Annotated in this window: 16 protein-coding genes and 1 riboswitch; of the genes, 5 read left to right on the forward strand and 11 right to left on the reverse strand. The window is 45.4% G+C overall.

Annotated elements, in window-relative coordinates; all coding sequences use genetic code 11:
* Window positions 1-155: 155 nt before the first annotated feature.
* The 6 genes from BLP63_RS09045 to BLP63_RS09070 all read right to left on the reverse strand — a co-directional run bounded on the left by BLP63_RS09045 (window position 156) and on the right by BLP63_RS09070 (window position 10,142).
* Window positions 156-3,194 (reverse strand): AAA family ATPase, encoded by a 3,039-nt coding sequence (locus tag BLP63_RS09045; protein WP_170829381.1) that lies wholly within the window; start codon window positions 3,192-3,194, stop codon window positions 156-158.
* A gap of 160 nt (window positions 3,195-3,354) precedes the next feature.
* A complete protein-coding gene (locus BLP63_RS09050) occupies window positions 3,355-4,887 on the reverse strand; it encodes an HAL/PAL/TAL family ammonia-lyase (protein ID WP_092590749.1) in 1,533 nt (510 codons plus the stop codon).
* Window positions 4,888-4,897: 10 nt separating this feature from the next.
* A complete protein-coding gene (locus BLP63_RS09055; protein ID WP_170829382.1) occupies window positions 4,898-7,153 on the reverse strand; it encodes a xanthine dehydrogenase family protein molybdopterin-binding subunit in 2,256 nt (751 codons plus the stop codon).
* Window positions 7,154-7,158: 5 nt separating this feature from the next.
* Window positions 7,159-8,019 carry an FAD binding domain-containing protein gene (locus BLP63_RS09060; RefSeq protein ID WP_092590752.1) on the reverse strand — a complete coding sequence of 287 codons (861 nt, stop codon included), beginning with the start codon at window positions 8,017-8,019 and terminating at the stop codon, window positions 7,159-7,161.
* On the reverse strand, window positions 8,012-8,479 hold the full coding sequence (locus BLP63_RS09065; RefSeq protein WP_092590754.1) for a (2Fe-2S)-binding protein: 468 nt from the start codon (window positions 8,477-8,479) through the stop codon (window positions 8,012-8,014). Before BLP63_RS09065 ends, BLP63_RS09060 begins: the two co-directional genes overlap by 8 nt.
* A gap of 37 nt (window positions 8,480-8,516) precedes the next feature.
* A complete protein-coding gene (locus BLP63_RS09070) occupies window positions 8,517-10,142 on the reverse strand; it encodes a BCCT family transporter (RefSeq protein ID WP_092590756.1) in 1,626 nt (541 codons plus the stop codon).
* Between the two features lie 288 nt (window positions 10,143-10,430).
* A riboswitch (SAM riboswitch) is annotated at window positions 10,431-10,530 on the forward strand.
* Between the two features lie 173 nt (window positions 10,531-10,703).
* Here BLP63_RS09070 and BLP63_RS09075 point away from each other — a divergent pair.
* From BLP63_RS09075 to BLP63_RS09085, 3 genes are read left to right on the forward strand one after another with little or no spacing between them, the layout of a single operon-like run.
* Complete coding sequence (locus BLP63_RS09075) at window positions 10,704-11,882, forward strand: homocysteine biosynthesis protein (protein WP_242870858.1); 1,179 nt, start codon at window positions 10,704-10,706, stop codon at window positions 11,880-11,882.
* Window positions 11,882-12,301, forward strand: coding sequence for an NIL domain-containing protein (locus tag BLP63_RS09080; protein WP_092590758.1), 420 nt, complete (start codon window positions 11,882-11,884; stop codon window positions 12,299-12,301). The genes BLP63_RS09075 and BLP63_RS09080 overlap by 1 nt, the downstream gene beginning before the upstream one ends.
* A gap of 3 nt (window positions 12,302-12,304) precedes the next feature.
* On the forward strand, window positions 12,305-13,129 hold the full coding sequence (locus BLP63_RS09085; RefSeq protein ID WP_242870859.1) for a UPF0280 family protein: 825 nt from the start codon (window positions 12,305-12,307) through the stop codon (window positions 13,127-13,129).
* 279 nt (window positions 13,130-13,408) lie between these two features.
* On the opposite strand, the gene arcC is transcribed toward BLP63_RS09085, so the two are convergent.
* The 5 genes from arcC to fdrA all read right to left on the reverse strand — a co-directional run bounded on the left by arcC (window position 13,409) and on the right by fdrA (window position 20,962).
* Window positions 13,409-14,341, reverse strand: coding sequence for a carbamate kinase (gene arcC / locus BLP63_RS09090; RefSeq protein ID WP_092590760.1), 933 nt, complete (start codon window positions 14,339-14,341; stop codon window positions 13,409-13,411).
* Between the two features lie 173 nt (window positions 14,342-14,514).
* Window positions 14,515-15,723 (reverse strand): dicarboxylate/amino acid:cation symporter, encoded by a 1,209-nt coding sequence (locus BLP63_RS09095; protein WP_092590762.1) that lies wholly within the window; start codon window positions 15,721-15,723, stop codon window positions 14,515-14,517.
* Window positions 15,724-15,824: 101 nt separating this feature from the next.
* Entirely contained in the window at window positions 15,825-17,123 is a 1,299-nt protein-coding gene (locus BLP63_RS09100) for an MFS transporter (RefSeq protein ID WP_092590764.1), read from the reverse strand.
* Entirely contained in the window at window positions 17,110-17,769 is a 660-nt protein-coding gene (locus BLP63_RS09105) for a DUF2877 domain-containing protein (RefSeq protein WP_170829383.1), read from the reverse strand. Before BLP63_RS09105 ends, BLP63_RS09100 begins: the two co-directional genes overlap by 14 nt.
* Before the next feature lie 178 nt (window positions 17,770-17,947).
* Window positions 17,948-20,962 (reverse strand): bifunctional FdrA/YlbE family protein, encoded by a 3,015-nt coding sequence (fdrA, locus tag BLP63_RS09110; RefSeq protein ID WP_092590767.1) that lies wholly within the window; start codon window positions 20,960-20,962, stop codon window positions 17,948-17,950.
* A gap of 142 nt (window positions 20,963-21,104) precedes the next feature.
* Here fdrA and BLP63_RS09115 point away from each other — a divergent pair, with 142 nt between their 5' ends.
* Window positions 21,105-22,718, forward strand: a complete 1,614-nt coding sequence (locus BLP63_RS09115; RefSeq protein WP_092590769.1) for a PucR family transcriptional regulator — start codon at window positions 21,105-21,107, stop codon at window positions 22,716-22,718.
* A 16-nt stretch (window positions 22,719-22,734) separates the two neighbouring features.
* A complete protein-coding gene (locus tag BLP63_RS09120; protein WP_092590771.1) occupies window positions 22,735-23,601 on the forward strand; it encodes an alpha/beta hydrolase in 867 nt (288 codons plus the stop codon).
* The last annotated feature ends 59 nt before the right edge of the window (window positions 23,602-23,660 follow it).

Consider the following 23,660-nt stretch of genomic DNA (forward strand, 5'->3'; position numbering starts at 1 on the left):
CAATTTCGTTTTTATCAAAAAAAATACCAACTGCTCTCTAATCGTGTAGTCGCCACGTTAGATCAATTGGTATTTCTTTAATAATTGCGTTATTCAAAATTCTCGCCACGCTCATAAAATAGTAAACGCGCAGTGCTGTCACTTCAAATTGCGGGCTAAACCGAATAATGGCTGCACTGTCCACAAACGCGCTGGATATCCTTTAATACCTTTGCTTCGTAAGTAAAGCTTTCATGCAGTGAGAAAAACTGAACTGCCTCTCTGCAATAATTGTGTGTTTCGAGCGCAAGATAATCATTAATTTCTTGTGTCCCTGGCAAGCTTCTGTTGAGTCCGCACATTTCAGCTTTAATTCTCAGAACCAAGCCTTTTTCATAAGCTCTGTCAACAAGTTCAGCACATTGATCTGCTTTAGTCAAATACTCGAGACAAGTTTTATAATTGTTGTCCCTAAAGCACTGGAGTGACCAGTACGCAAAGACAGAAACCTGTCCCCACATGAAATTGAAATGATCATAGTATTCGATCGCTAACCCCAAAAGCGACCTGGAAACCTCATATTGGCCTGTATCATAGGCTGCAATGCCAATCCCACTTCGTACCAAAGCAAGATGACCATTAAATCCATGTTCCAGGCAAATCTGTTCAGCCATTTTATACCATTCGTATGCCCCAGAATAATCATTTTGAAGTCGTCTGCTTTCACCAAGATAATAGTAAGTCGCAACCAAATTCAAAACATATTGCTCCTTATACGGCTCCATTCCAAAAATTTTAGCAGCACTGATCAGTAACGATTCACCCAATTTAAATCGGTTCTTGATAATCATCAGGTATCCCTTTAAACGGATTAAAACACCGAGTTCACCCTTGTCCGCATTGCTTTTAAACAATCGCAGGGCTTCCTCAATCAGATGCTCCATTTGATGCACCTGGCATTGATTGATACAGTGATAGATCATTTGGAGATATCCTTTATACACAAAGTCCATCTCTTCACATTCTTTGGCCAAGCTAATCATTTCTCGCGTCAGTTGATAACCACGCTGAACATTTCCATTAATGATGTTATATCGACTAATCATATTGAGATATTCGAGTTTCAGCTTATCTTCCATTTGATGTGGGGGCAGCGATTTCATCAAACTGTCAATTTGCTCAATTTCTTTATCAATGGCGCGATCCCTGACGCCGTCTCGCTGTCTAAGACCGACCATAGAGACTTCTTTAATTCGCGGAAAGAGTTCATGGGTCAGCTCGAGTTCGTCAAACAAATTTAGAATCCTGTACTTGAGCAGGCTGGCATTATCTCCAGCGCGTTCATAATGAAACACCAATTTAGGGTATAGATTGCGATCCATTGGCATTTGAATTAATTGATCTTTATAAAACTCGCCCACTCTTTTGTGAAGGAGTTTTCTTTTCGTTGCCGATTGATTTTCATAGACGAACTCTCTGAGCTTTTGATGGGTAAAGCCGTACTTTACATTTCCATTTTTTTCTGGTATTTCCTTAACAAAATTTTGTTTTATCAAATGCTCTATCAACTCAAGCAATTGAAGATCATCTTTTCCACTGAGCGTCTTAAGTTCGTCCCATGAAATGGTGTCAGAGAAAATGGAAATCAAATCAGCGATCTTCTGATGCTCTTGGGACAATGCGTAATAGCGCGCTTTATATAGTGTCCTAATCTTTTGAGGCACAGAATCATAATCGCCTTTCGCTATTATGCCATTCAAAAATTCCACCAAAAATAAGGGATTCCCTTCAGATTCCTGGTAAATCAATCTTTGATAATTCGAATCCAATTGCTTTCTTTTTAGAAAAGATTCAATGAATTCACGTGTCTCAACCTCATTAAATCTGGTCAATTCAATTTTTATGAAGTGCTCAGAGAGCTGAATGTCAGGATATCGACTCCAGTGATCAGAGACTTCAGGATTTCTCGAGGTGGCAACAATCAGCGTATTCGCTAATGGTGACTGACCAGACACTAACTGGTTTAAGAGTGCAAGACTCCATTCGTCAATCCACTGAATATCTTCAAAACAGATTAAGAGGGGTTCCTCTTTTCGCACGATTGATAGAAGATGCGTCAGTGCTTGAGCTAAAGACGAAAGATGCATGGGCGATTGCTTTTCAATAGCATAAGGAACCCCACCCCCATTTCCCTTCACACCAATGGGGAACACCCTGCTTAAAGCGTCTAAATAAGCTGGCTTAAGCTGATTCTTAGACTTTTCAAGCTTCTCATAAGCCTCAGAAACCACTGGCATCCAAGCTTTAAAAGCATGACGTTGATCCCCTTCATGCAGTGTCACCGAGTATATAGTTTTGACTATGGCTTCAATGCTTACTGTAAACTTTTTCAGCAACGTACTTTTTCCAATTCCCGGTTCACCTGAAATCAGCACCAGCCCAGTCCTGCCATGACGTTGTACGTCATCGAAGCACTTGATCATATCGTCCAGCTCATTTTTGCGGCTAAAGAAAAAGCTGTTTTCTTTTTTATTCGATTTTGGCAGCTTTCGTCTTAATTCAACCAACTCACGAAAAGTTTGAGCTGTTTCAGGCTCAGGAGAAATTCCCAGCTCTGCGTCCAGGACATCACATAATTTGGTATAGACCTCAACACATCTTCCATATTGGTCTGTGGCCATATAATAATGCATTATTTTTCTGGCGATGCCTTCATTGTAAGGGTCCAGTTTTAATAACTTCTTGCAGATTATTTCAATATTTGGATCCACATTCGACAAAGAATTTAAGCGTTCCTGCAATTTCAGGATCACAGAATCTTTAAATTCATCTCTCGTCAAGGCAATCCATTCATCAAAAAGCGGCGCATCCTTTATGGTGAAATTCTCCATAAACAAATAATCAGATTCCGTTGCTGCTTCAAGATCTATTTTGAGCTCTGTCTGTTCTGAAAAACAAATCAATCTTTGACCCACACTTAAGAAGATTGGACTTTCAAATGATTGGCGTATGGAATACAAAGCATTTCTCAAATTTTTTCTGGCACGTTCTTCAGATTCCTCAGGCCAAAATAAATGCATGACCTGAAAACGATCGACTTTTCTGTGAAAAGCTATGTAATAGAAGACGGCTTCGGCCTTTTGGTATTTGAACAAGACGGGTTGTCCATCCTTTAAAACCATTGGAACACCCATCAATTTGACTTCAATCACCATTGGCATCACTCCCTTTTTTATAGCCATCATCTCTATCATACCTGATCATTACGCAATTTTCATTTCATAATCAGCTTATGCAACAAAAATTTATCACCATTTACGCCGAATAGGTGAAGCGTTTCAGTCACGCTTCACCTTAATGTTTTCTAATATTCGACTACCAATTTTCAGGCATTAATGTTCCGGCTGTCTTTCTTATAGACTCAATCAGAGAAGAATCCGTCAACACTTCATAGGCTTTTTGAATATCATAGGACAGTGGCCTGTCTTGTTCCAGAAAAGGAACAGCGTCTCGAAGGGATTCATAGAGTACCTTAGAGCCTTTGCCATGGGCCGTTACCCTTCTCAGATCAACAGCCTGTGCAGCATGTAAGGCTTCAATCCCAAGAATGTAATAAAGGTTATCAATGATTTTGGCAGTTTTCTGTACAACAAAAGGCGCATTTGTCGCATGGTCCTCAATTTCACCCGCAACGGAGTAATAGTCCGTAGAAACCGGATTGATCAGATGTCGGATCTCTGCATCAAGGGCGGTGAACGGCTTCTGAATGGTTTGGAAAGCTTGTACAACACCTTCATCAGGACTCAAAAACCTGGATAACCCTGTGAAATAAGGATCTGAAAGCTTTATAGTCCTATGGCAGGCACTTCTTGACAAATGAGCCAGAGCCTGACCCAACATTTCAAATCCCAAGACCCAATTTGTGATTTCAAAATTACAGCAGGAAATAATCTCTTCGCTTTCCGGTATAATGCAAGGATTGTCATCCGTAGCGTTAAGATGGATGGCGAGAAATCGGTGAACGTATTCAATCGCGTCTAGCACCGCACCATGAATACCTGCAACACACCTGAAGCTTAGTGGATCCTGAAGGGTTTTGCTGATACCCTTTTTTTCAAGGTAGCTTCCCGACAACATACCTCTAAGCTGCGCGGCACATGCTGATTGTGAAGGCATTCCCCTGGCCATATTGGGTTCCGGCCTGAGAGGGGTAATGTTACCGTCAAGGCCTTCAACGGAAAGCGCATAGACAGCATTGGCAATTTCGACAACTTTGAGGGCCTGGTCAAGAACAATTGCCCCTGTACCAGCGGCCAGTGCACTTGAAGAAACTATGGAAAGACCGTCTTTGGGACCGAGCACTACCGGCTTTAAGCCTTCCGCCATCAAAGCATCTGCCGCCGGAACTATACGTCCTTTGTAGTCCACCTCACCTTCTCCCAGCATAGCCAGTCCAATATGCGACAAGTTGGCGATATCCGCCTCTCCTACACTTCCCCTGGATGGAATGCGCGGGTGAATCCCTGCGTTCAAAAACGCTTTATACATTTCAACAACTTCAAGCTGGATCCCGGTACGGCCAGACAAAAGAGCATTCAATCTGGATACCATGACTGCGCGCGTCTCTTCTTCCTTCAAATAGGGCCCTACCGAAACGCAGTGTGCATAGATCAAGTTTCTGTTATATTCTGCGAAATAACGTCCAAACACTTTTTTGTCTTTATTCCATCCAACACCCACAGTGAACCCATAAATAGGGACGTCACTTTCTGAAAGTTTAAAGACAAGTGTTCTGGAGGATTTGAGTCTCTCAAAAGCTTCCTCAGAAATCTCAATCTGTGCCTGGTGATGGGTTATATCGATCAGCGACTGAATCGTCAACGACGCGCCGTCAAGTATAATGGTCATAAGCTGTCCTTCACTCCTTCGCCTGAATTGCTGACACAATAATCTCAGGGGTCGCCGGCAGTTTTGAAATTCTGGTTCCAAGTGCATGATTAATGGCGTTAATCACCGCTGGCGCCGTGGCCACCGCGCAGGACTCCCCTATGCTCTTCGCGCCGTATGGACCGCCTTCTTCCCCTTCTTCGACCAAGACAATATCGATCTCAGGCATGGAGGGTGCATTGACCACATGATACTTGCTAAAGTTGCTGCTTTTTACAATGCCTTCAGGGGTAATTTCCATCTTCTCATAGAGGGCCATACCAAGATTCATTTGTATGCCGCCATAGATCTGGCCTTTTACGAATTCCGGATTGATGCACTGTCCTATGTCGTGGGCTGAGACTATTTTCTTGACATCGACCAGTCCCGTCCAAGTGTCTACAACCACTTCCGCGAAGTTAACCGCATAGGACCCAGGATTCCCCTCCGCCTGATGCACATAACGAACTTCAATACTTTCGCCCATTTTCTGGTGCAATACACGGGTGAGCTGACCCAGTTCCATGACCATTTCGCCACCTTCATTCACAATAATGCCTTTAATAAGATTCAGTGACGTTGACGGTATCTCTGCTAACACAGACGCCTTGGAAAGAATTTTCTCCTTCAGCATTTCTGCGCTTCGCCTTGCGGCCTCACCACAGACGTAGGTTACCCGGCAGGCCTGCGTGCCTGTTGGCTCATAGGGTGATCTCAGTGTGTCCGACTCGAGAACGCGAACCGCTTCAAGTGGCACCCCGGCAGCTTCGGCCACAATTTGTTGAATAATTGTCACTGTTCCACAGCCAAGGTCATGAAGCGCTGAATTGACCAAAATTTTTCCGTCCATCATTAACGTAATCTGCATAGCTGAATACTCTGGAAATGCACCGAAATAACCATTGCCATGTACAATAGCCGCCATGCCTACGCCTGTTTTAAACCTGCCTCCATCCGGCTGCCGTTTTACTTTTTCTGACCAGCCAAACACCTCAGAACCTTGCCTGAGACAAGCCTCAATTTGAGCATTGCCAAGAGGCGGCCCCCCGAGCGGATCCACATCACCAGAAGACATAAGATTTGCAAGTCTGAACTCAAGTGGATCCAGGCCAAGTTCACGGGCAGTGTTTTCAATATTGATTTCTGTAACCGCATGAATTTGCGGAGAGCCATATCCCCTCGCAGCGCCTCCAACAGGTGTATTCGTGACAGCAACTCTTGCTTTGTAAGTCTGCGCGGCCATTTTGTAAAGTCTTGAGGATTTTTTTGCCATGGCCATGGCCACTGCGGTTCCATTGCCATAATAGGCCCCAGTATCCACCAGCATGTCGATTTCTCTTGCCAGGATCTGACCCGTTTCTGTGACCGCTGTGCGCACCTTTCCCCGGACGCCATTTCTGCGGCGGCTTGAAACAATACTTTGCTCACGCGTCAGGTTTAACAGCACCGGCTGTTTCAAATCATAGGCAATAAAGCCGCATAAAGGCTCCACCACTGGCTGGCTTTTCCCGCCAAAAGAACCGCCCGTCACATTCTTCACTACCCTGATTCTGGTCATTGGAAGCTGGGTCAATTTGGCCAGCATCATTTGGACTTGAAAAGTGATCTGACATGGGGTTTCAACATGAAGTACTTCATCTTCAAAATAGGCCAGGCAGACATGGTTTTCAATGGCGCCGTGATGCTGCGCAGGGGTTTCGACTTCATCTTCAATGATCTTGAAAGCCCTTGAAAGTTCAAAATCGGTATTTCCAAAAGACTTCTCAATCCAGGGTGAAACGTTGCCATAAGGGTGGATGGAGGGCTTTGATGGATCCAGCGCGTCGTCCAGTGTCAGAACCATCGGCAAATCTTCGTACTGAATCTTAACTGCGCCTGCTGCTCTGCGGGCAGCATTTTCCGAGGTCGCCACTACACAGGCAATCCGGTCCCCGTAATGCTTGGGTGTGTTTGTAAGCAGTGCCTCGTCCTCTACATCCTTCATCTCTGGATACCAGATATGGGCACTGTATAGCTGATCTGTCACCTCTGAGGCTGTATAGATCTTCACGACACCTTCGACCTGCAGTGCCGCTTCCGTATGAATGGCCAAAACCTTTGCATGGGCTTTCTCTGAGATCACCAAGGCTGCATACAGCATGCCAGACTTTTTTTTGTCGTTAGTGTACATCATCTCGCCAGAAGCCTTTTGAAGGCCGTCCTGTCTTTTTACCGACTTTCCAACATAGTTGTAGTTCGTCTTTTTCATATCCATCACCTGCCGCTCTCGAAAATCGTCTGTTCCAGCATCGAGAATGCCACTGCCTTGACCGCATTTCTCTTGTAAGGCTGTGACGCCCGCCCTGGGATGGCTCTATCCACTTCCTCCACAAACCACTGAAGCACTTCTTCAGACAGTAGTTGGCTGACGGGAAGGTTTTCAAGCTTTTCTGAAAGCGCTTCAGCATAGAATGCCCTTGCGCCAAGGGAACCAAGGGCGACACGTACTTGGCCAATATGACCGTCCTTCTGAATACAGCTCATGGCGCCATTCAGTTTTGCTATGGTCACCTTTTCCCTGGACCCAATTTTTGCGTAGCCACCCGCACTGCGAAGGCGGGCAGCCGGCAGATAAAATCCAGTGATGGCTTCATTTTCCTCAAGCCTTGTTCTGCCTATGCCCAGGACGAAATCATCAACCTTCAGCGTCCTATACAACCCTTTGCTGTCCATCAGTTCTATCTCAGCCTCGAGGGCGATCAGCGCAGGCACAGTGTCTGCACACTGCGCCGCATTAGCCACATTTCCGCCTATGGTCGCCCGGTTCCTAATCTGTGTCGATCCAACATGATCTGCCGCCGTCGAAAGAAGCTTCGCTTCACTCTGAACAAGCGCTGACTTCGATAGTGTCTGCATAGTACACATAGCACCAATAAAGAGCTTATCCCCACGTCTTTCTATAACCTTCAGCGGATCCATATGACTAAGGTCAATCAAAGTGGACTGAGTCATGCTCTGTCGATTCATTCTCACAACGAGGTCGGTGCCCCCTGCGGCGAAAAGCGGCCTGTCAGACTGGACGAGTGCAAGCTTTAAAGCCTCCAGGGAACTCGGCTGCAAGCATTGGCTAATCATGAAGCTCCCCTCCCTGAAGCGCCTTAACGGCTTTTATTATAGGATGATATCCTGTGCAACGGCAAAGGTTGCCTTCAATAGATCGAATGATTTCTTCCTGGCTTGGACTTGGACTTGAGAGCAACAAGGCTTTGACTGACATAATCATGCCTGGCGTACAATAGCCGCATTGTACAGCGCCATGTTCAACAAATGATTTCTGCAAATCGTCATACTCTCCACTGTCTTTTAATCCCTCAGTCGTCACAACAGAACATCCATTGACCTGCATTGCAAGTGTTGTACATGAAGTGACTGCCAGATCATCAATCAAAACGGTGCACGCGCCGCATTCCCCTTCTGAACATCCCTCTTTGACACTTGTCAGTCCAAATTGGTTTCTTAACATATCGATAAGGCGTTCCAGGGGCTCGACCTCGGCACTGACCTGTTTATGGTTTAAAGTAAAATTGATCCTCATGTTGCCTCCTTATTCAGTCCCTATAGATTCTTCTCTCTTATTCGGCTTCAGCCATATCAGCCATAACCATGGATTGACTTGTAGTTTGCTCTTCAACGGTCTGGTCTACCGATAAGCCATTCAGCTCCATGGTGCCATATTTGACAAGCATCGCTACAGCGCTATAGCCAATCAAGAGCATCAGGAACAAGAGTGGGAAGCCTGCGACTGTGGCAATCTGTTTCGTTGCGTCAATACCGCTGATTTCACCCGCTTTGCCCGCAATGAGGTTGACGATCGCGATTGAAGACATGATGGCACCCCAGAAAATCTTGACTTGTGCTGGAGGTTCAACCAAGGCATTATTGCCTGCGCCGCGAACTGAAAGTGAAGAGACGGTCGTTGTCATGGAGTCCGCAAGGGTTACGACTGAAATATAAATCGCAACTAAGAATAATGTGCTTGTAAGGCCTGATAATGGGAAGTTCTTAAGGAAGGCGAAAACGGAGACTTCAAGGCCGCCCTGCTGTATAGCAGACCAAAGCCCTGCACCATTCATTTCTAAATTGATTGCCGCACCACCGTAAACAGAGAACCAAAGCAGTCCAAACATCGCCGGCATAAACAAATTCACCATCATGAACTGGCGGATCGTTCTTCCTTTTGAAATTCTCGCGAGGAACATGCCTGTAAGCGGTGCGTAGGCAAGCCAGATTGCCCAGTAGTAAATTGGCCACCAGCGAGGCCACTCAGAGCCGTTGACCGGGCTTAAGTAAAGTGTCTGGGTGAAGAAATTCTGAATGAAATGACCTGTGCCCTGTGTACCAATCTGGAGAATGAAGTTCGTTGGACCAAGGATGAAAATAAACAGCAGCATACCAATGAAAAGCTTGGTATTGGCATCTGACAGGAAACGGATACCTCTGTTCAGACCTGTATAACTGGAGATGACATAGGTAACGACAATGAGGCCAACGACTGCGACCCAGATGAACTTGTTTTGTTCGAGTCCTGTCAGTATTTCGATACCCTTGCTGATCTGCATAGTTGCTACGCCGAGGACTGCCGCAACGCCGCCTGCCATTGCCAGCATGCAAAGGTTATCAACGACATCACCGACCACACCATTAATCTTTTTCCCAAAGACAGGATAAAGAATTGAACTGACCGTATAAGGAAGTTTTAAGTTGAAAGTTGCATAGGCAATGCCAAGACCGGCTATGCCATACATGGCATAAGGGAGGAATGTCCAGTGTATGAAGGTTTGAGACATAGAAAACATTGCTGCGCCTTCTGATCCCGCTTCAAGACCTAATCCGTCCGGAGGCGACATGAAATGCGTGATGGGTTCTGCAATACCCCAAAACAGGATGCCTGTCGCAATCCCTGCACAAAGTGAGATCGCAAACCAGTTCCACAGACTCATGGTTGGGGTTGCTTCCTTGCCACCCAAGCGAATATTTCCAAATTTCGAGAACATGGCCCACAGGCAAAGGAAAAAGAAGATGACACTACTAAGCTGGAAAAGCCATCCAAATGAATCAAAAGCAAACGAAACAATAGCATTCTGACCGTCATACAGAGCTTTCGGCGAAACGAGACCAACGATCAATACAAGTCCGAGCAGTGTTGCCATAGGGATAAAAATTGGAAGACGGAGCTGCGCTTTGTTGACTTTTTTCATGCTCTTACCCTCACTTTCAAAATTTATGATTATTCCGACAATTTGATCATACGCATCAAAGGTCTTTAAACCGTCTAATGACTGAGTGAATTTGGAATTTCGTTAGCAATTCTTTCGAATAGATCTAAGACTATAATAACAGGTAAGCAATCGAATTCGATACAACAAACAATTTCAGAGATAGTGTCAGTGCGACCATCGGCAAAAAACCACCGCTACCCCTTGACATCCCCACTTCAGATCACTATAATTAATTCAATTAAATAATCGTCATCCCACTTGAGATGACTCTTATCCAGAGAGACGGAGGGAACTGGCCCTATGAAGTCCGGCAACCTGCCCTATGAGGCGTGGTGCCAAATCCAGCGGTTTAACCGAAAGATGAGGAATGCGTGATTACGTAAGCTCTGCCGTCGGCGGGGCTTTTTTTATGGTCTGAACGGTCTGATCATCTTTTTGAGCACCGAGCCAAAAGATCAAAATTCAAAATCCAACACCACGCCAGCGCGGAAATTCAGCGCGCCAGGCGTGAAGCACAAGAACGAAACGGAGGAAGCCAACTTGAATGACACAAGAGAAAAACGCACCTTTGAGGAAATCAACGAAAAAATCAGAAACGGCTCAGTCGTCGTCTGCACGGCGGAGGAGATCCTTGAAATGATCGACCGCGACGGCGAGGACGCGGTATTTGAGTCGGTAGACGTCGTGACCACTGCGACCTTTGGCCCTATGTGCTCTTCCGGGGCCTTCCTGAACTTTGGCCACACGGATCCCCCAACCCGCCTCGAAAAGCTGACCTTGAACAAGGTCGAAGCCTACGGCGGTTTGGCTGCGGTGGACACTTACATAGGCGCTACTGCGGAATCTGAGGAACAGGGCTACGAATACGGCGGCGCCCACGTCATCTGCGATCTGATCGACGGCAAGGAAATCGTCCTGGAAGCCACCAGCAAAGGCACGGACTGCTACCCGGGCAAAAAAATGAAAGCCACCGTCCGTCTTGAAGACCTGAACGAGGCTTATCTGTTCAACCCGCGTAACGCTTACCAGAACTACGCTGCCGCCACAAATGGCTCCAAAGAGGCAGTTTATACTTACATGGGCACTTTACTCCCCAACTACGGCAACGTCACCTATGCCACTTCCGGCGAGCTCAGCCCACTGCTGAACGACCCCGAGCTCAGGACCATAGGCATAGGGACGAGACTATTAGTCGGTGGCGCCGTAGGCTACGTGTCCTGGAACGGCACCCAGTGCAACACGGCGCCGGTACGAAATGAAAATGGCACACCTATCGGCACAGGGGCGACTTTGGCGATCATAGGCGACCTGAAGGAAATGGACACGAAGTTCATCAGCCCGGCGGTCTTCAAGGCCTATGGCACCTCCCTCAACGTGGGGATTGGCATTCCAATCCCGCTGCTGGACCGGGAAATGCTGCGTTTCTGTGCCGTGCGCAACGCGGATATTGAGACCAACCTCATTGACTACTCCGTCAAGAGCCTTTCAAGGCCGGTGGTACGAAAGGTCAACTATGCGGAGCTTCAAAGCGGTCAGATAGAAATCAACGGAAAAAGGGTCAAGACCTCCCCAACCACGAGCCTCAGAAAATCCCGTGAGATCGCTCAGATCCTGAAAGAAAAAATCCAGGAGGGCAGCTTTGAGCTCCAGGCACCGGTGAAACTCTTCCCACAAAACCAGGGCGTCAAGAAAATGGCCAATGCGGAGGTGCTTGAATAATGAAGACAAAACTCTATATGAGATTCCCAACGGCACTGACCAACACGCCAGTGACCTACGAGCTCATCAAGCATTTTGACCTGAAGCTCAACATTCTGAAGGCCAACATTGACTTTAACCTCATGGGCTCCATCCTTTACGACATTGAGGGCCCCTCCAAGGCAATCGCGGATGCCCTGGCCTATTTGCAAGACCTGGGTCTGAGCGCAGAGCTGATCCCGTCCGTCATCACCATTGACGAGAACCGCTGCACGGACTGCGGCCTCTGTACATCAGTATGCGGCATCAAGGCCCTGACCATAGGCGCCCCGGACTGGAAGCTCAGCTTTGATCCTGCCAAGTGTGTGGGCTGCAACCACTGTATCCCGGTCTGCCCTTCCCGCGCCATTTCCGGGCTGGTGCCGGAGCCGGTGCTGTAGGACATGAAAAGAATGGGGTCTGCCGATGGTCACTTTATCCAACCTCCCACAAGATCCTCAAGTGAGCCTTCTACGCCATCCCGCCACCACTATGAACTCCGTTTCTACCGCGACTGGACGGGCAGCCATCTGACGAATCCGCTGAAGCGCTTCAATGTCACCATGGACGAATCCGACCTTGAGCTATACGTGACAAACGACATTTCAGAGACGGACGTTCAAGCGGTTCTGGCGGACTGCCGGGCGCAGCTGAGTGCGCAGCTCCTGCGGGAGCCGGATTTCCTGGAAAGCTTGGTGCCCCTTGCACCGCGCCCGGATGACGGACCACTGGCGGCAAGGATGAAGGCCGCAGCACAGCTGGCAGGCGTGGGCCCTATGGCAGCTGTTGCGGGGACCATTGCGGAAGCCGTTGGCGTCTATCTGCGTCAGTTTAGTCCAGACGTGATTGTCGAAAACGGCGGGGACCTCTATCTCACCCTCTCCACGGAAAGGCGAGTCCTCGTCTATGCCGGGGATTCACCGCTCTCAAACCGATTAGCCCTCAACGTAAAACCTGAGGACACCCCCTTGGGCATTTGTACCTCTTCAGGTCGCTTTGGCCATTCTCTCAGCTTTGGTAAGGCTCATGCCGCCGTCATCCTCTCAAAGAACCCTGCTTTGGCAGATGCTGTAGCAACGGCCACTGCCAACCGGGTCAGTACTCCTGAGGATATAGATGCCGCCGTGGCCTTCGCCGCAGGCATCCCAGGAATCAAAGGGGTCATTGTAATCCAGGACGACCGGATGGGACTTTGGGGCGAGCTGGATCTGAAGCCGGTGAAGGGATGAAGCGCCAGGGGTAAGTACAAGGCCCGAAAGATGGGGTGAATGCGGTAAACACATGCGTTTTCCGCGCTTCGCTTTCAATAGCAAAAGCTGCACCAGTCACACCGGTGCAGCTTTTCTGTTTTTGTATATAATTATTCCTCTTTGCGTAATGAAAAGATGGTGGTGATTCCGACCGCACCACATAGAGCTTCACTTTCGAAACCAATGTAGATTACCGACTCACCTGGGCATTTTTAGTTGAAAGTATTCAAGACAGAATCCAATAATAAGCCCTCATAGCTAAGCTTTTATCAACGTACCCGTTCTGCCTTCAATGCCATCTATTGCGCGTTCCAGTGAGGTTATCAGGGTTTTTCTGCCCGGTTTTGACGAAGCAAACTGAATAGCTGCCTGAATCTTTGGAAGCATAGATCCTGGCGCAAAATGGCCTTCACAAATGTATTGATGCGTCATATTCAAATCCAACTCGTCCAGCCATTTCTCATCAGACTTACCAAAATTAATTGCAACTTTGTCCACTGCCGTCAAAATAATTAAATAGTCAGCATCAATTAACTCTGCAAGCTTGGCACTCGCGAAATCCTTATCGATAACTGCTGCAACCCCAAGGAGCTTTTCGCCGTCTTTAACAACAGGAATGCCGCCCCCACCAACGGCAATCACCAGGTGATTTGCCTCAACAAGTTTCATTATGCTCTCTTTTTCAACGATATCCAGCGGCTTTGGCGAAGGTACAACCCTGCGCCAGCCACGGCCTGCATCCTCAACCATAGACCAGCCTTTATCCAATTCGAGTCTCTTCGCCCTATCCTCTGAATAGAAACTTCCGATCGGTTTTGTTGGGGTTTGAAAAGCCTGATCTTCTTCCGATACGATCACTTGAGTCGATATTGCTGCGACCGGTTTCCTAAGCCCTCTTCTAACAAGCTCTTCTCTCAGAGCGTTCTGAAGATGATACCCTATATATCCCTGACTCATGGCACCACACTCAGGAAAAGGCATTTCAGGTGTGTTTGCGCCAGCTTCAGCAGCATATTGCATTGCCAGGTTGATCATACCAACTTGCGGACCATTCCCATGCGCTAGTACAACTTGATGACCAGCAGCGACCAAGTCAACGATAGGTTTAGCCGTCTGACGAACGAGCTCCAATTGTTCCTGAGGTGTATTTCCAAGTGCATTTCCACCGAGTGCGACAACGATTTTTAGCACACTGTTTCTCCTTTCCACGCCTAAGCTGAGCAACAAATGGATTCCTGACTTACAGGAATTTAATCTAATTTAGTTCACTCAGTGTTAAAGGCAATTCTGTCTCCAAAGATTGAATAACTTCTGAACTTCGAACTTCATCACGTGCAGTTTATTGTTGCGGTTACCCTGGAAATTTATGAGGTTTGCGCAATTTCATTTTCGCTTTTAGCAACTAAAAGTGCCGTAAATACATCTGAATCCACATTCAAAATTGTTCTTAACATCCCGACAAACCATTCAACGCCAGCAAAAAAAGCTATACTTTCTAAAGGTAAATTCATCTGGGGCAGAATGATTGCCAGCGAAACGAGACCAGCGCCAGGCACTACTGCATTTGCCAAGGACAGGATCATTGCAAGCCCTGCGATATAAAAATAGGTAGCTATAGAATACTCCACATCCCAGAACTGCGAAATGGTTACGACCGTAATTGCCATGTGCATGGCGGAGCCGTTGCTGTTCAAAGACATGCCAAGAGGCAGAACGAGTTTATTAATGCGTTCGCTGATTCTGAGCTTTTCTGAAGCATCCTTCATGGCCGTAGGCAGCGTCACCGCAGAGGATGTCGTCGCCAGCGCCATAAAGGACATTTGCGTCATCCCCTTGATCAGATTCAGCACTTTAATTTTTGTGTACAGGCTTGCAACGATAAACCACAATCCCAGGAAAAGAAAAGTAGCAACCCCATACACCAACAGATACTTCACGAGTGGCAAAATCACCTCAAGCCCAAGTTCACCAATCGTGGAGGCCACCAGCGAAAAAATTCCAAGCGGTGCAAGCCGCATCACCAGATATATCATTTTTATAATGATGGCATTGAGATGTTTAATCCCCTCATAAATTGACTCACCTTTGCCTTCCAGGCGGCTATAGCTCAACGCGATCCCAAAGAGCAGAGCAAAGACAATGATTTGGACTATGTTGCCTTCTGCCATGGACTGAAATATATTTTTTGGAAAGAAACCAAGAACGGTTTCATTCAAAGAAAGAAGCTGATTCGCAGAGCTTTGTTGTATGGTTGTCTGCGTCATCTGAAGCCCGAGTCCAGGCTTAAGCATTACCCCCATAAAGATACCAAATGCAGCGGCAAGATATGACGAAACAGAAAAGATCATGACGGTTTTAACCCCAAGTTTACCGAGTTCTTTTGGATTCAGTCCTCCAACCGACTCAATAATCTGACCCAGAATCAGCGGAACGATAGCCATTTGAATCATCCGAAGAAAAATGTCGCCCAATATCCTTACGGCTTGTGCGCCTTCCTGGAAAACGGATCCAAAAAAAATCCCAGCTACCATTGAACACATTATTTTCAAAGTCATACTTTTTTTCTCGCTCATAGTCCGCCACCTTCGTTATTTAGTGTATCCATGCCTGAGTTTCCTTTAGAACTTACAATTTTAAGCTTTAACTGTTCATAAGAAGCTTTAAACTTAGATCACTAAGCTGCATTCGTCTGTTCCTCTTTTGAGAAACTGAAGACAATCATGCCTATCAAAAGGAGCCCAGCAGCAAGATAGAAGCCTACTTTCATACTGCCCAGCTGATCAGCAAGAAATCCTGTGACATAAGGTGCCAGAATCGAGCCAGACATCCCTACGAAGTTGTAGGCACTCAGGGTCGTTGAAAGAGAGCTCTTAGGCGCATTTTTAGTGACAAAAGCAACCAAAATCGGATCCAGAGCCAGTTTGCCTGTTAAACCATACAGAATCAAAACCGCGATCAATAGCGTACGGTCTGTGACAAATGCGATACCGAATGTTGAAATCAATGCTAATGGCACGAGGGCAAATACAAACTTCTTTGTAACTTTGTATTTATCTGATAGATAGGCGAGCAGCAGTGCACCAGGAATAGACGCCCAAGGTACCAGAGAAGAGATAAATCCAACACTGGTGCCTGCAAATCCACGCTCTACTTGAAGGAATCTCGGAAGCCATGTAATGATGACAAAGTTTGCATAAATCGAGCAGAAGCAGAGAATAAAAGCACACAGCAAATTTCTATTTTTAATTAGCGTCATGAAAGAAAGCTTCTCTGATGGCTTTGTATTCAAAAGATTGTTTGTTTGATCTTTCGCGTTCTGAAGGGTCATTTTATGCTGATCTTCAGGGCGCACGACTTTTTCTTTGATGAAGAAGAAAAACAGAATACCAAAGAGAACTGTAGGAATCGACATAATAATAAACGGTTGACTCCAGTGCGCGCCATTTTCAAGGACCAATTTACTGGACAACAAGTAGCCGCCTGAGGTACCAAACGCCATTCCACTGTTGATGATCGCCGTTCCAAGTGTTAATTTCTTTGTAGGGATGGATTCAGTTGACAAAGCATATTGTGGACCATAGTATGCCGCTTCCCCAATCCCTGTAATAGCTCGAAAAATCATAAAAACTCCAAAAGCAGAGACCACACCGCTGAAATACGTCGTTATCCCGAAAAGTATAAATCCAACTGAAATGACGACTTTTCTCCCAATTTTGTCCCCGAGCGCCCCAAAAGGTATTTGTGTTGCTGCATAGGAAAGGAAAAAGACACTGTTGACCAGGCCAAGCTGCGCGTTAGAAAGATTAAATTGTTCCGCAATATTTCCCATGACTGGATTTAAAATAGTTCTATCCGCATACATCAGAATCCAACCAAAGAAACTGAACGCCACAATTTTCCACCAGTAACGTTCCGATACAGGAATTGCTTCAAAGCGTTTACTCAACAAGTTATTCTTTTCAGGATGTTCCATGCTTAATCCTCCTCTGAATGTGCTCAAGTCCATATTTTATCCCCAGTAATAAATCATAGCCTGAGGTATGACCTAAAGCAGAAATCTGATCAATCCAAAACTTAATTTGATCCACGTCTCTTGACATGGATGCCTCAAGCATACCTTTGACAGGATAACTGATGTATCCGTTCATGGCAGCATGAAGATAGGCTTCACTGACAGCGGTCGTCTGATGGAACCCAACCTGATATAAAATGAATTCAAAAGCTTCAGAGCAGGCATACCATTTCAACGCGATAAGGAATCCTGTGAGCAGATCATCACCACTCGGTGTGAGACCGGCTCCCCGCCCGACAAAATACCTTACCGCCTCCAATGTCTGACCGTCTTGAAGTGTGCGGGACTGACGCAACGCATCTGCGTGTCTTTGAAACTTATCATCTTTTAAGATGCCAATATGCTTATAAAACTCTTTCCCGCGAAACACCAAAAGGAGAGCCTCTATGATGTCATGGCAAGAGGTGTTGCAGCTGGGAAGACTAAGATCTATCTCTTCAAACTGGCTCAGATTTAAAGTGATGATTTCGCGTCCATAGAGCCTTAAAATTTGGTTTTGATAAGTCACAAGATCTCCTGGACTCACTTTCTCTAAAATGATATTCAAGGTGTCTGCATCTGGAACGCAGCCAAAGCTTGAAAGCTTTACCGGATCAGATCCTACATGGATCATCTTCCCATTCAGTTCAAGATTTATGCTTTTTTTGAACACGTGCTGCACTTGACCGTGCAGCTGATTGGGGAGCAACTGGGACAAAAAGCTGCTTTTTGTCCCACGGATGATATTAATCTCGCTCGTGATCTACCACCTCTATCCCCAAATGATGTGCATATGCCTCAAGTGCTTTTTCAAAGCACGCAAGCGGAGCTCTTACAGTGCCTGCACCAACTTGACCAATTCCCGCTTTTTTGTGGGCAATGCCTGTATTGATCAGCGGCGTTATACCTGTTTCGACGACTTTTCGAATATCAATGCCTAAACTGGCACCTTTAAAATCCCAAGTCGGTATCGCATAGTTGGGGTTGTTGGCAACACAAATCTCATCCATCTCATTCGATACTTTCAGGGCATCTTCAAAACCACCTGCACCAACAAACCGGGTCACTCCAGGCGCTGCGATCATTGCCATTGCACCGACACCAATAGTCTCAGTAATGGCACTGTCTCCAATATCCGGATTTGCGTCCTCTGAACTGTAACCTGTAAAGTACAGACCATTAGGTGTATTGACCGGAGCGGTAAACCAAGTATCCCCCATACCACTGATCCGGATGCCAAACTCACGGCCATTTCGGGTCATCGTGGTAACGATAGTCCCCTGAGTGTGTTTGCGTGCACAATCCACTACAGATTTGCCAATGGCCATCATGATATTGAGGAAGAACTGATCAGTCGCGGCCAAGAATTCAATGACTTCGGTTTTTTCACTATTGCTGAGATCAGCCTTTAGAATCATTGGCGTCACTTCTTTTAAGAAATTAAGGCTGGCTGCGATATTACGCTGATGGAATTCGTCGCCCATTGTAATCGCCTTAGCTACTATGACATTCAGGTTAACGCCTGTTTCTGAAGTCTGAAGCGCCTTACTGAGAACCGGCCCCAAAGTGTCTCTCATCCATTTAAGCCTTTGAATGACTTCATCTGAATAAGCTCCAAACCTGAGTACTTTTCCAATGCCCTCATTCATAGTGCAGTATGCAACCGTATTGTCCAGTCTGTTTATGATTTTCAGAACTGGCATGCTGCCAGAGGTAATGCCGCCCATAGGTCCTACGGCGTTGACATGGTGGCATGGCACAAATTTAACTTCGCCGCGTTCGAGCATTGCGACTGCATCTTGCTCACTATCTGCCCAGCCTTCAAACAGAACCGCGCCAATACATGAACCTTGCATAGGGCCTGTCATATCTTTGTAGACAATTGGCGGGCCAGCATGCAGCAGAACCTTTTGATTCAGCACTTCAATTTCCGATCGGGCTGGAATGACATCCACCAGGAACGGCTGTCCATTTTTCATCAGCTCGACAACTTTCATATTTTCGTCGTTAATCCAGGATATTTGATTCAATTTATTGAGAATTTTAATCAGTTTCTTATTTCCACCTGCAGCTGGCTTCCAGTCAAACTGAATCGCAGTTGCACCATTCGAGATGACAGAATCATTGAAGCTCTCTACACCAATATTGATAATCCTCGGTTTAGAATTTATCAAGTCCATAACAGCCTCACTTGGGGCGGAAAGCTGCTTCGTAGGCCCTCCATATGGCACAGTTGTCCTCTCTGTAACCTTTAAAACGATGCCTTTGAGGCTCAGCGCCGTCTTAACGGCCTCCGCATTACTTTCGCAAACTATGGCACCAGCACTCTTAAGTGTTTGAACGGCCTCGTCATAACCCTGAGGGTCATTTCTCGTACCACAGATAGAAGCGACAAAATACAAATCGCGAGATAATTCCTTTGCTTTTTCAAGTGAAGTTGAAATAACTGGCGCCAGAGTTCCAGCCATATCGGGATGTGCGCCATAACCCAAAACTACATCCAGGAGTATAACACCCGTATCTTCTAACGAAGCATATTCCTTTATTTTGTGAATTCTAACTTCCGGATCAATCATTGGGTGCGGCTTTCCTTGGGTATACATATCGTCACCGAGATCAAGCACCTCGTGACCGCCGGCCTTTAACAAAAAGCCTTCACCCTTTGTCAAACCACCAAGCTCCAATGCTTCTGAAATCAGCATTGCTGCCTCGGCCGCCAGCGTTCCGCCTGAGTAAAGACCTTTAATCACTTGATTCTCCTGCAACTTAGAACCAGTGTGCTCAACTGACTGATCCGTATAATTTTTTTGAACTGGCTTTCCAACAGAAAGATCATATGCCATTCGAGCGGCCTCTTCCAAAGTGTAAGCAAGATGAACCTTTCCAATATGATGCTCAGGTTTCTCGCCCAGGAAGATCGCTACAACAGGCTTTGAAATGCTTTGCAGCAATTCGACAACTTCGTCTCTGACCCACTTAGAAGGCGGCTTCGAAATAACGACAATCACATCCGTTGGGTCATGATTTTCCAGCGCTAAGATCGCGTCCTTCATCGAAATTCCACCAACTGCTTCATTTAAGTCTCTGCCGCCAGTACCAATGGCATGGACAATTCCGCCGCCCAAGCGGTCTATCATTGTTGCAACCTCTTGGATCCCAGTCCCTGACGCCGCCGCTATGCCGATATTTCCAGGCCTGATGATATTAGTGAAAGCTATTGGAATGCTTGAAATCATCCCTGTGCCGCAATCTGGCCCCATTAGAAGCAGACCCTTTTCTTTGGCCTTGTTTTTAAGAGCGACCTCATCCTCGAGTGGAATATTGTCGCTAAATGAAAATACATTCAGACCCAGATCCAAAGCTTTGTCGATTTCTTCAGCAGCATACTCGCCAGGTATGGAAAACACGGCCAGATTGGCATCCGGCATCATCTCCATTGCTTTTGACCAATTCGTCGCATGCTCTACGTTCTTTCCTTCCTTCTTAACTGACAGCTGATTGATAAACTTGTCAACTTCAGCAAGCACTTCATCCACTGTATCCCCGCTTTCAGCATCAATGACAATGACCATATCATTCGGGTTTGCCATTTTTGCTTCTTGCGTCAGCATGCCTGCATTCTCAAAGATATTCTTGTTTGCTTCGGTACCCATCATTATTGAGCTTCTGTCGACACCAGGCAGTGCATTGATGGCGTTGGTAAGAAGCATGAGGCTAATAGAATCCTGATAGTTATTCGCTTTAACTACAGTGTATAACATTGGAATCCCTCCATAAATCTGATATCATGAGTATAACAATGATTTAACAATCTTTCATTTGCGCTCAGTACTAAACCTATGTCCTGTATTTTATCCATCAGGGATAATACCTATAAGATTTTTCACTCAAGGAGGTGTCCCAATGCAAGTAAGGGATATTTTAACTATTGATTCACTGCGAAATGCCGTTTTGCTTGCCGGACGCGAGGGATTGGGGCGCTCTGTATTGGGCGTTATGGTGCTGGAAGCTACAGATATTGAAAACTGGGGAAAAGATGGACAAGTCATTCTTTCGAGTTATTATGCAATGCAAAATTTATCTTCGGATGACTTACAGCTTTTTTTTGAGAAGCTGCAGCAGATTATGATCAGTGCACTGATCATTAAAATCGATCGATTGCTGGAGCGTATACCGGATGAAGTTATCTCTTTGTGCGACACTTATTCAATCCCTTTGATTCGAATCAATAAAGAGGTAAAGTACGAATCCATTATTTTAGAAATATTGGGACCCATTATCAACGATAACGTTTCACTGTTGAATCGATACTATGACATTCACAACGAGCTCACTTCTCTGGCACTGAAAAAGCCATCACTTACCGACGTTCTAAAAGAATTCAAAAATCTTTTGAGCCGGGATGTAACCTTAATCAATCGCACAGCTTCAACATTGACGACGACGCAGTCAGAAGAGTTGCCATACCGGATTATTCGCTCAGAAGCCCTTCCCCAAAAGCGATATATTACTTTCGAATATGAACGACAAATCATTATCTATCCTAATCTAAACCCTCCCTACAAATGCAGTCAGCTTTGCGTCAACATTCCCAACCTTGGAAACGATAAAGTAGACCTGATTATTCATGAAAATGATCATAAAGTTACGCCTGAAGATTTTATGGTCATTGAAAATGCAGTTCGCTATCTTCAGATGGAGCTGTTAAAGAAATATGCCGTCTATCAGGATAAACTTCACCATAAAAACAATCTTGTTTCGGATCTCTTAAATCGAAGAGTTTATTCCGCAGAAGGTGAAGTCGAATTACTTCAAACATTGGATTTATCAAACTACAATAGTTACCGTGTGATATTGGCAGAAGTTTATCCTTTCAAAGAGCACCCAGAAGATGAAAACAATCATGGTATTCAAGATCTTATTAGAAAATTCACCCTCAACCTTCAATCTCATTGGCTCCATTCAGTTTATTTGGAAAAAGATAGCAGTATCGTGTTGATCATTAATTATGAAGAAACGCAAAGAGACTTTGATATTGTCTACTTACGCAATTTAATGGATGACATTTACAACCATTCTGATAAATCCTTCTATTATCAATTGGCCATCAGTACTGCAATTCACAGCACTGGAATATCAAGCGCTTATAAAGAATGCATTGATACACAGAAAATTTTAAAACTGTTTCATCACAGCAACGCTATTCTTTGCTATGATGATTTAGGCATTTATAAACTTTTCTTGAATGATGATCGTTTGAATGATCTGCAAAACTATATTTCACCAAAAATTATAGAGTTTAAAAAGAAAAACGAGGACCTTATGGAAACACTTCAAGTTTATCTTGACACTCAGCAAAGTTTGGCAGAAACTGCAAAAAAATTATTTCTACATCCAAAAACTATACGGTACCGAATTGATAAGATTGAAGAGATGCTTAATCTGGATTTTGAAAATCCTGAACAGCGGCTTCAACTGCAAATTGCAGGACGCTTATTTAAATTGATGAGATTTTGACAAAGGAGTATTTAAGTTGATTACAGCTGAAACCTATTCATTTCAAACCTTCTCAGGTATAAACCTTTTTGCTGATCTTTATCGCACAGCAGAGGTGTCGTCACCTTCAAAACCAACAATTCTATACTTTCACGGAGGCGGCCTGTTATATGGCACCAGGGATGATCTACCGGAAGCTTATATACAGTTGCTGACCCGTGCAGGTCACAATCTCATCAGTTTTGACTATCCACTTGCACCAGAAAGCCGTTTGTCTGTCATCATAGACACCGTTATTAAGGCGATTTTATGGTTTACCCAACATGCGAAGACAACACTACAGCTATCCGACAACAAGTATGTTCTCTTTGGCCGTTCAGCAGGTGCATATTTATGTCTGCTGGCTGCAAGCCGAATCCAAATGACTGAACACCAGGCGCCTGAAGCCATTTCTGCCTATTATGGTTATGCATCACTTGATTTAATAAATTTTAGAACACCAAGCAAGCATTACCTTTCCTTTCTCCACGTAGATGATAGAACGGTTCAAAGTCTGATTAAACCTGATCCAATCGCCTATGCACCGATCGAACAACGCTTTGCGTTATATCTATATGCACGCCAGAGCGGCACATGGCTCAACTTTCTATTGAATGAAAACGATCAAGTTTTGGACTATGCCTTATCTGATAATGAACTATCCATCCTTCCGCCTACTTTCCTTGCCGCAAGCACAACAGACGAAGATGTGCCTTTTAAAGCCTCCAAGGAGCTCAGTAAAACAATACCAAACTCAACCTTATTTACGGTTTACGGACTAAACCATGACTTTGACAGGGATTTGAACAACGAAGCAGGAATCCATTCTTATCAAAAACTACTTGAATGGTTATCTCAATTCTAAAAAATTAGAATTGCCTCAAGTAGCGATTAAAACCAAGAAGACATATTTCCCCTCCTTTG

The sequence above is a fragment of the Acidaminobacter hydrogenoformans DSM 2784 genome (assembly GCF_900103005.1).
Lineage (GTDB): Bacteria > Bacillota > Clostridia > Peptostreptococcales > Acidaminobacteraceae > Acidaminobacter > Acidaminobacter hydrogenoformans.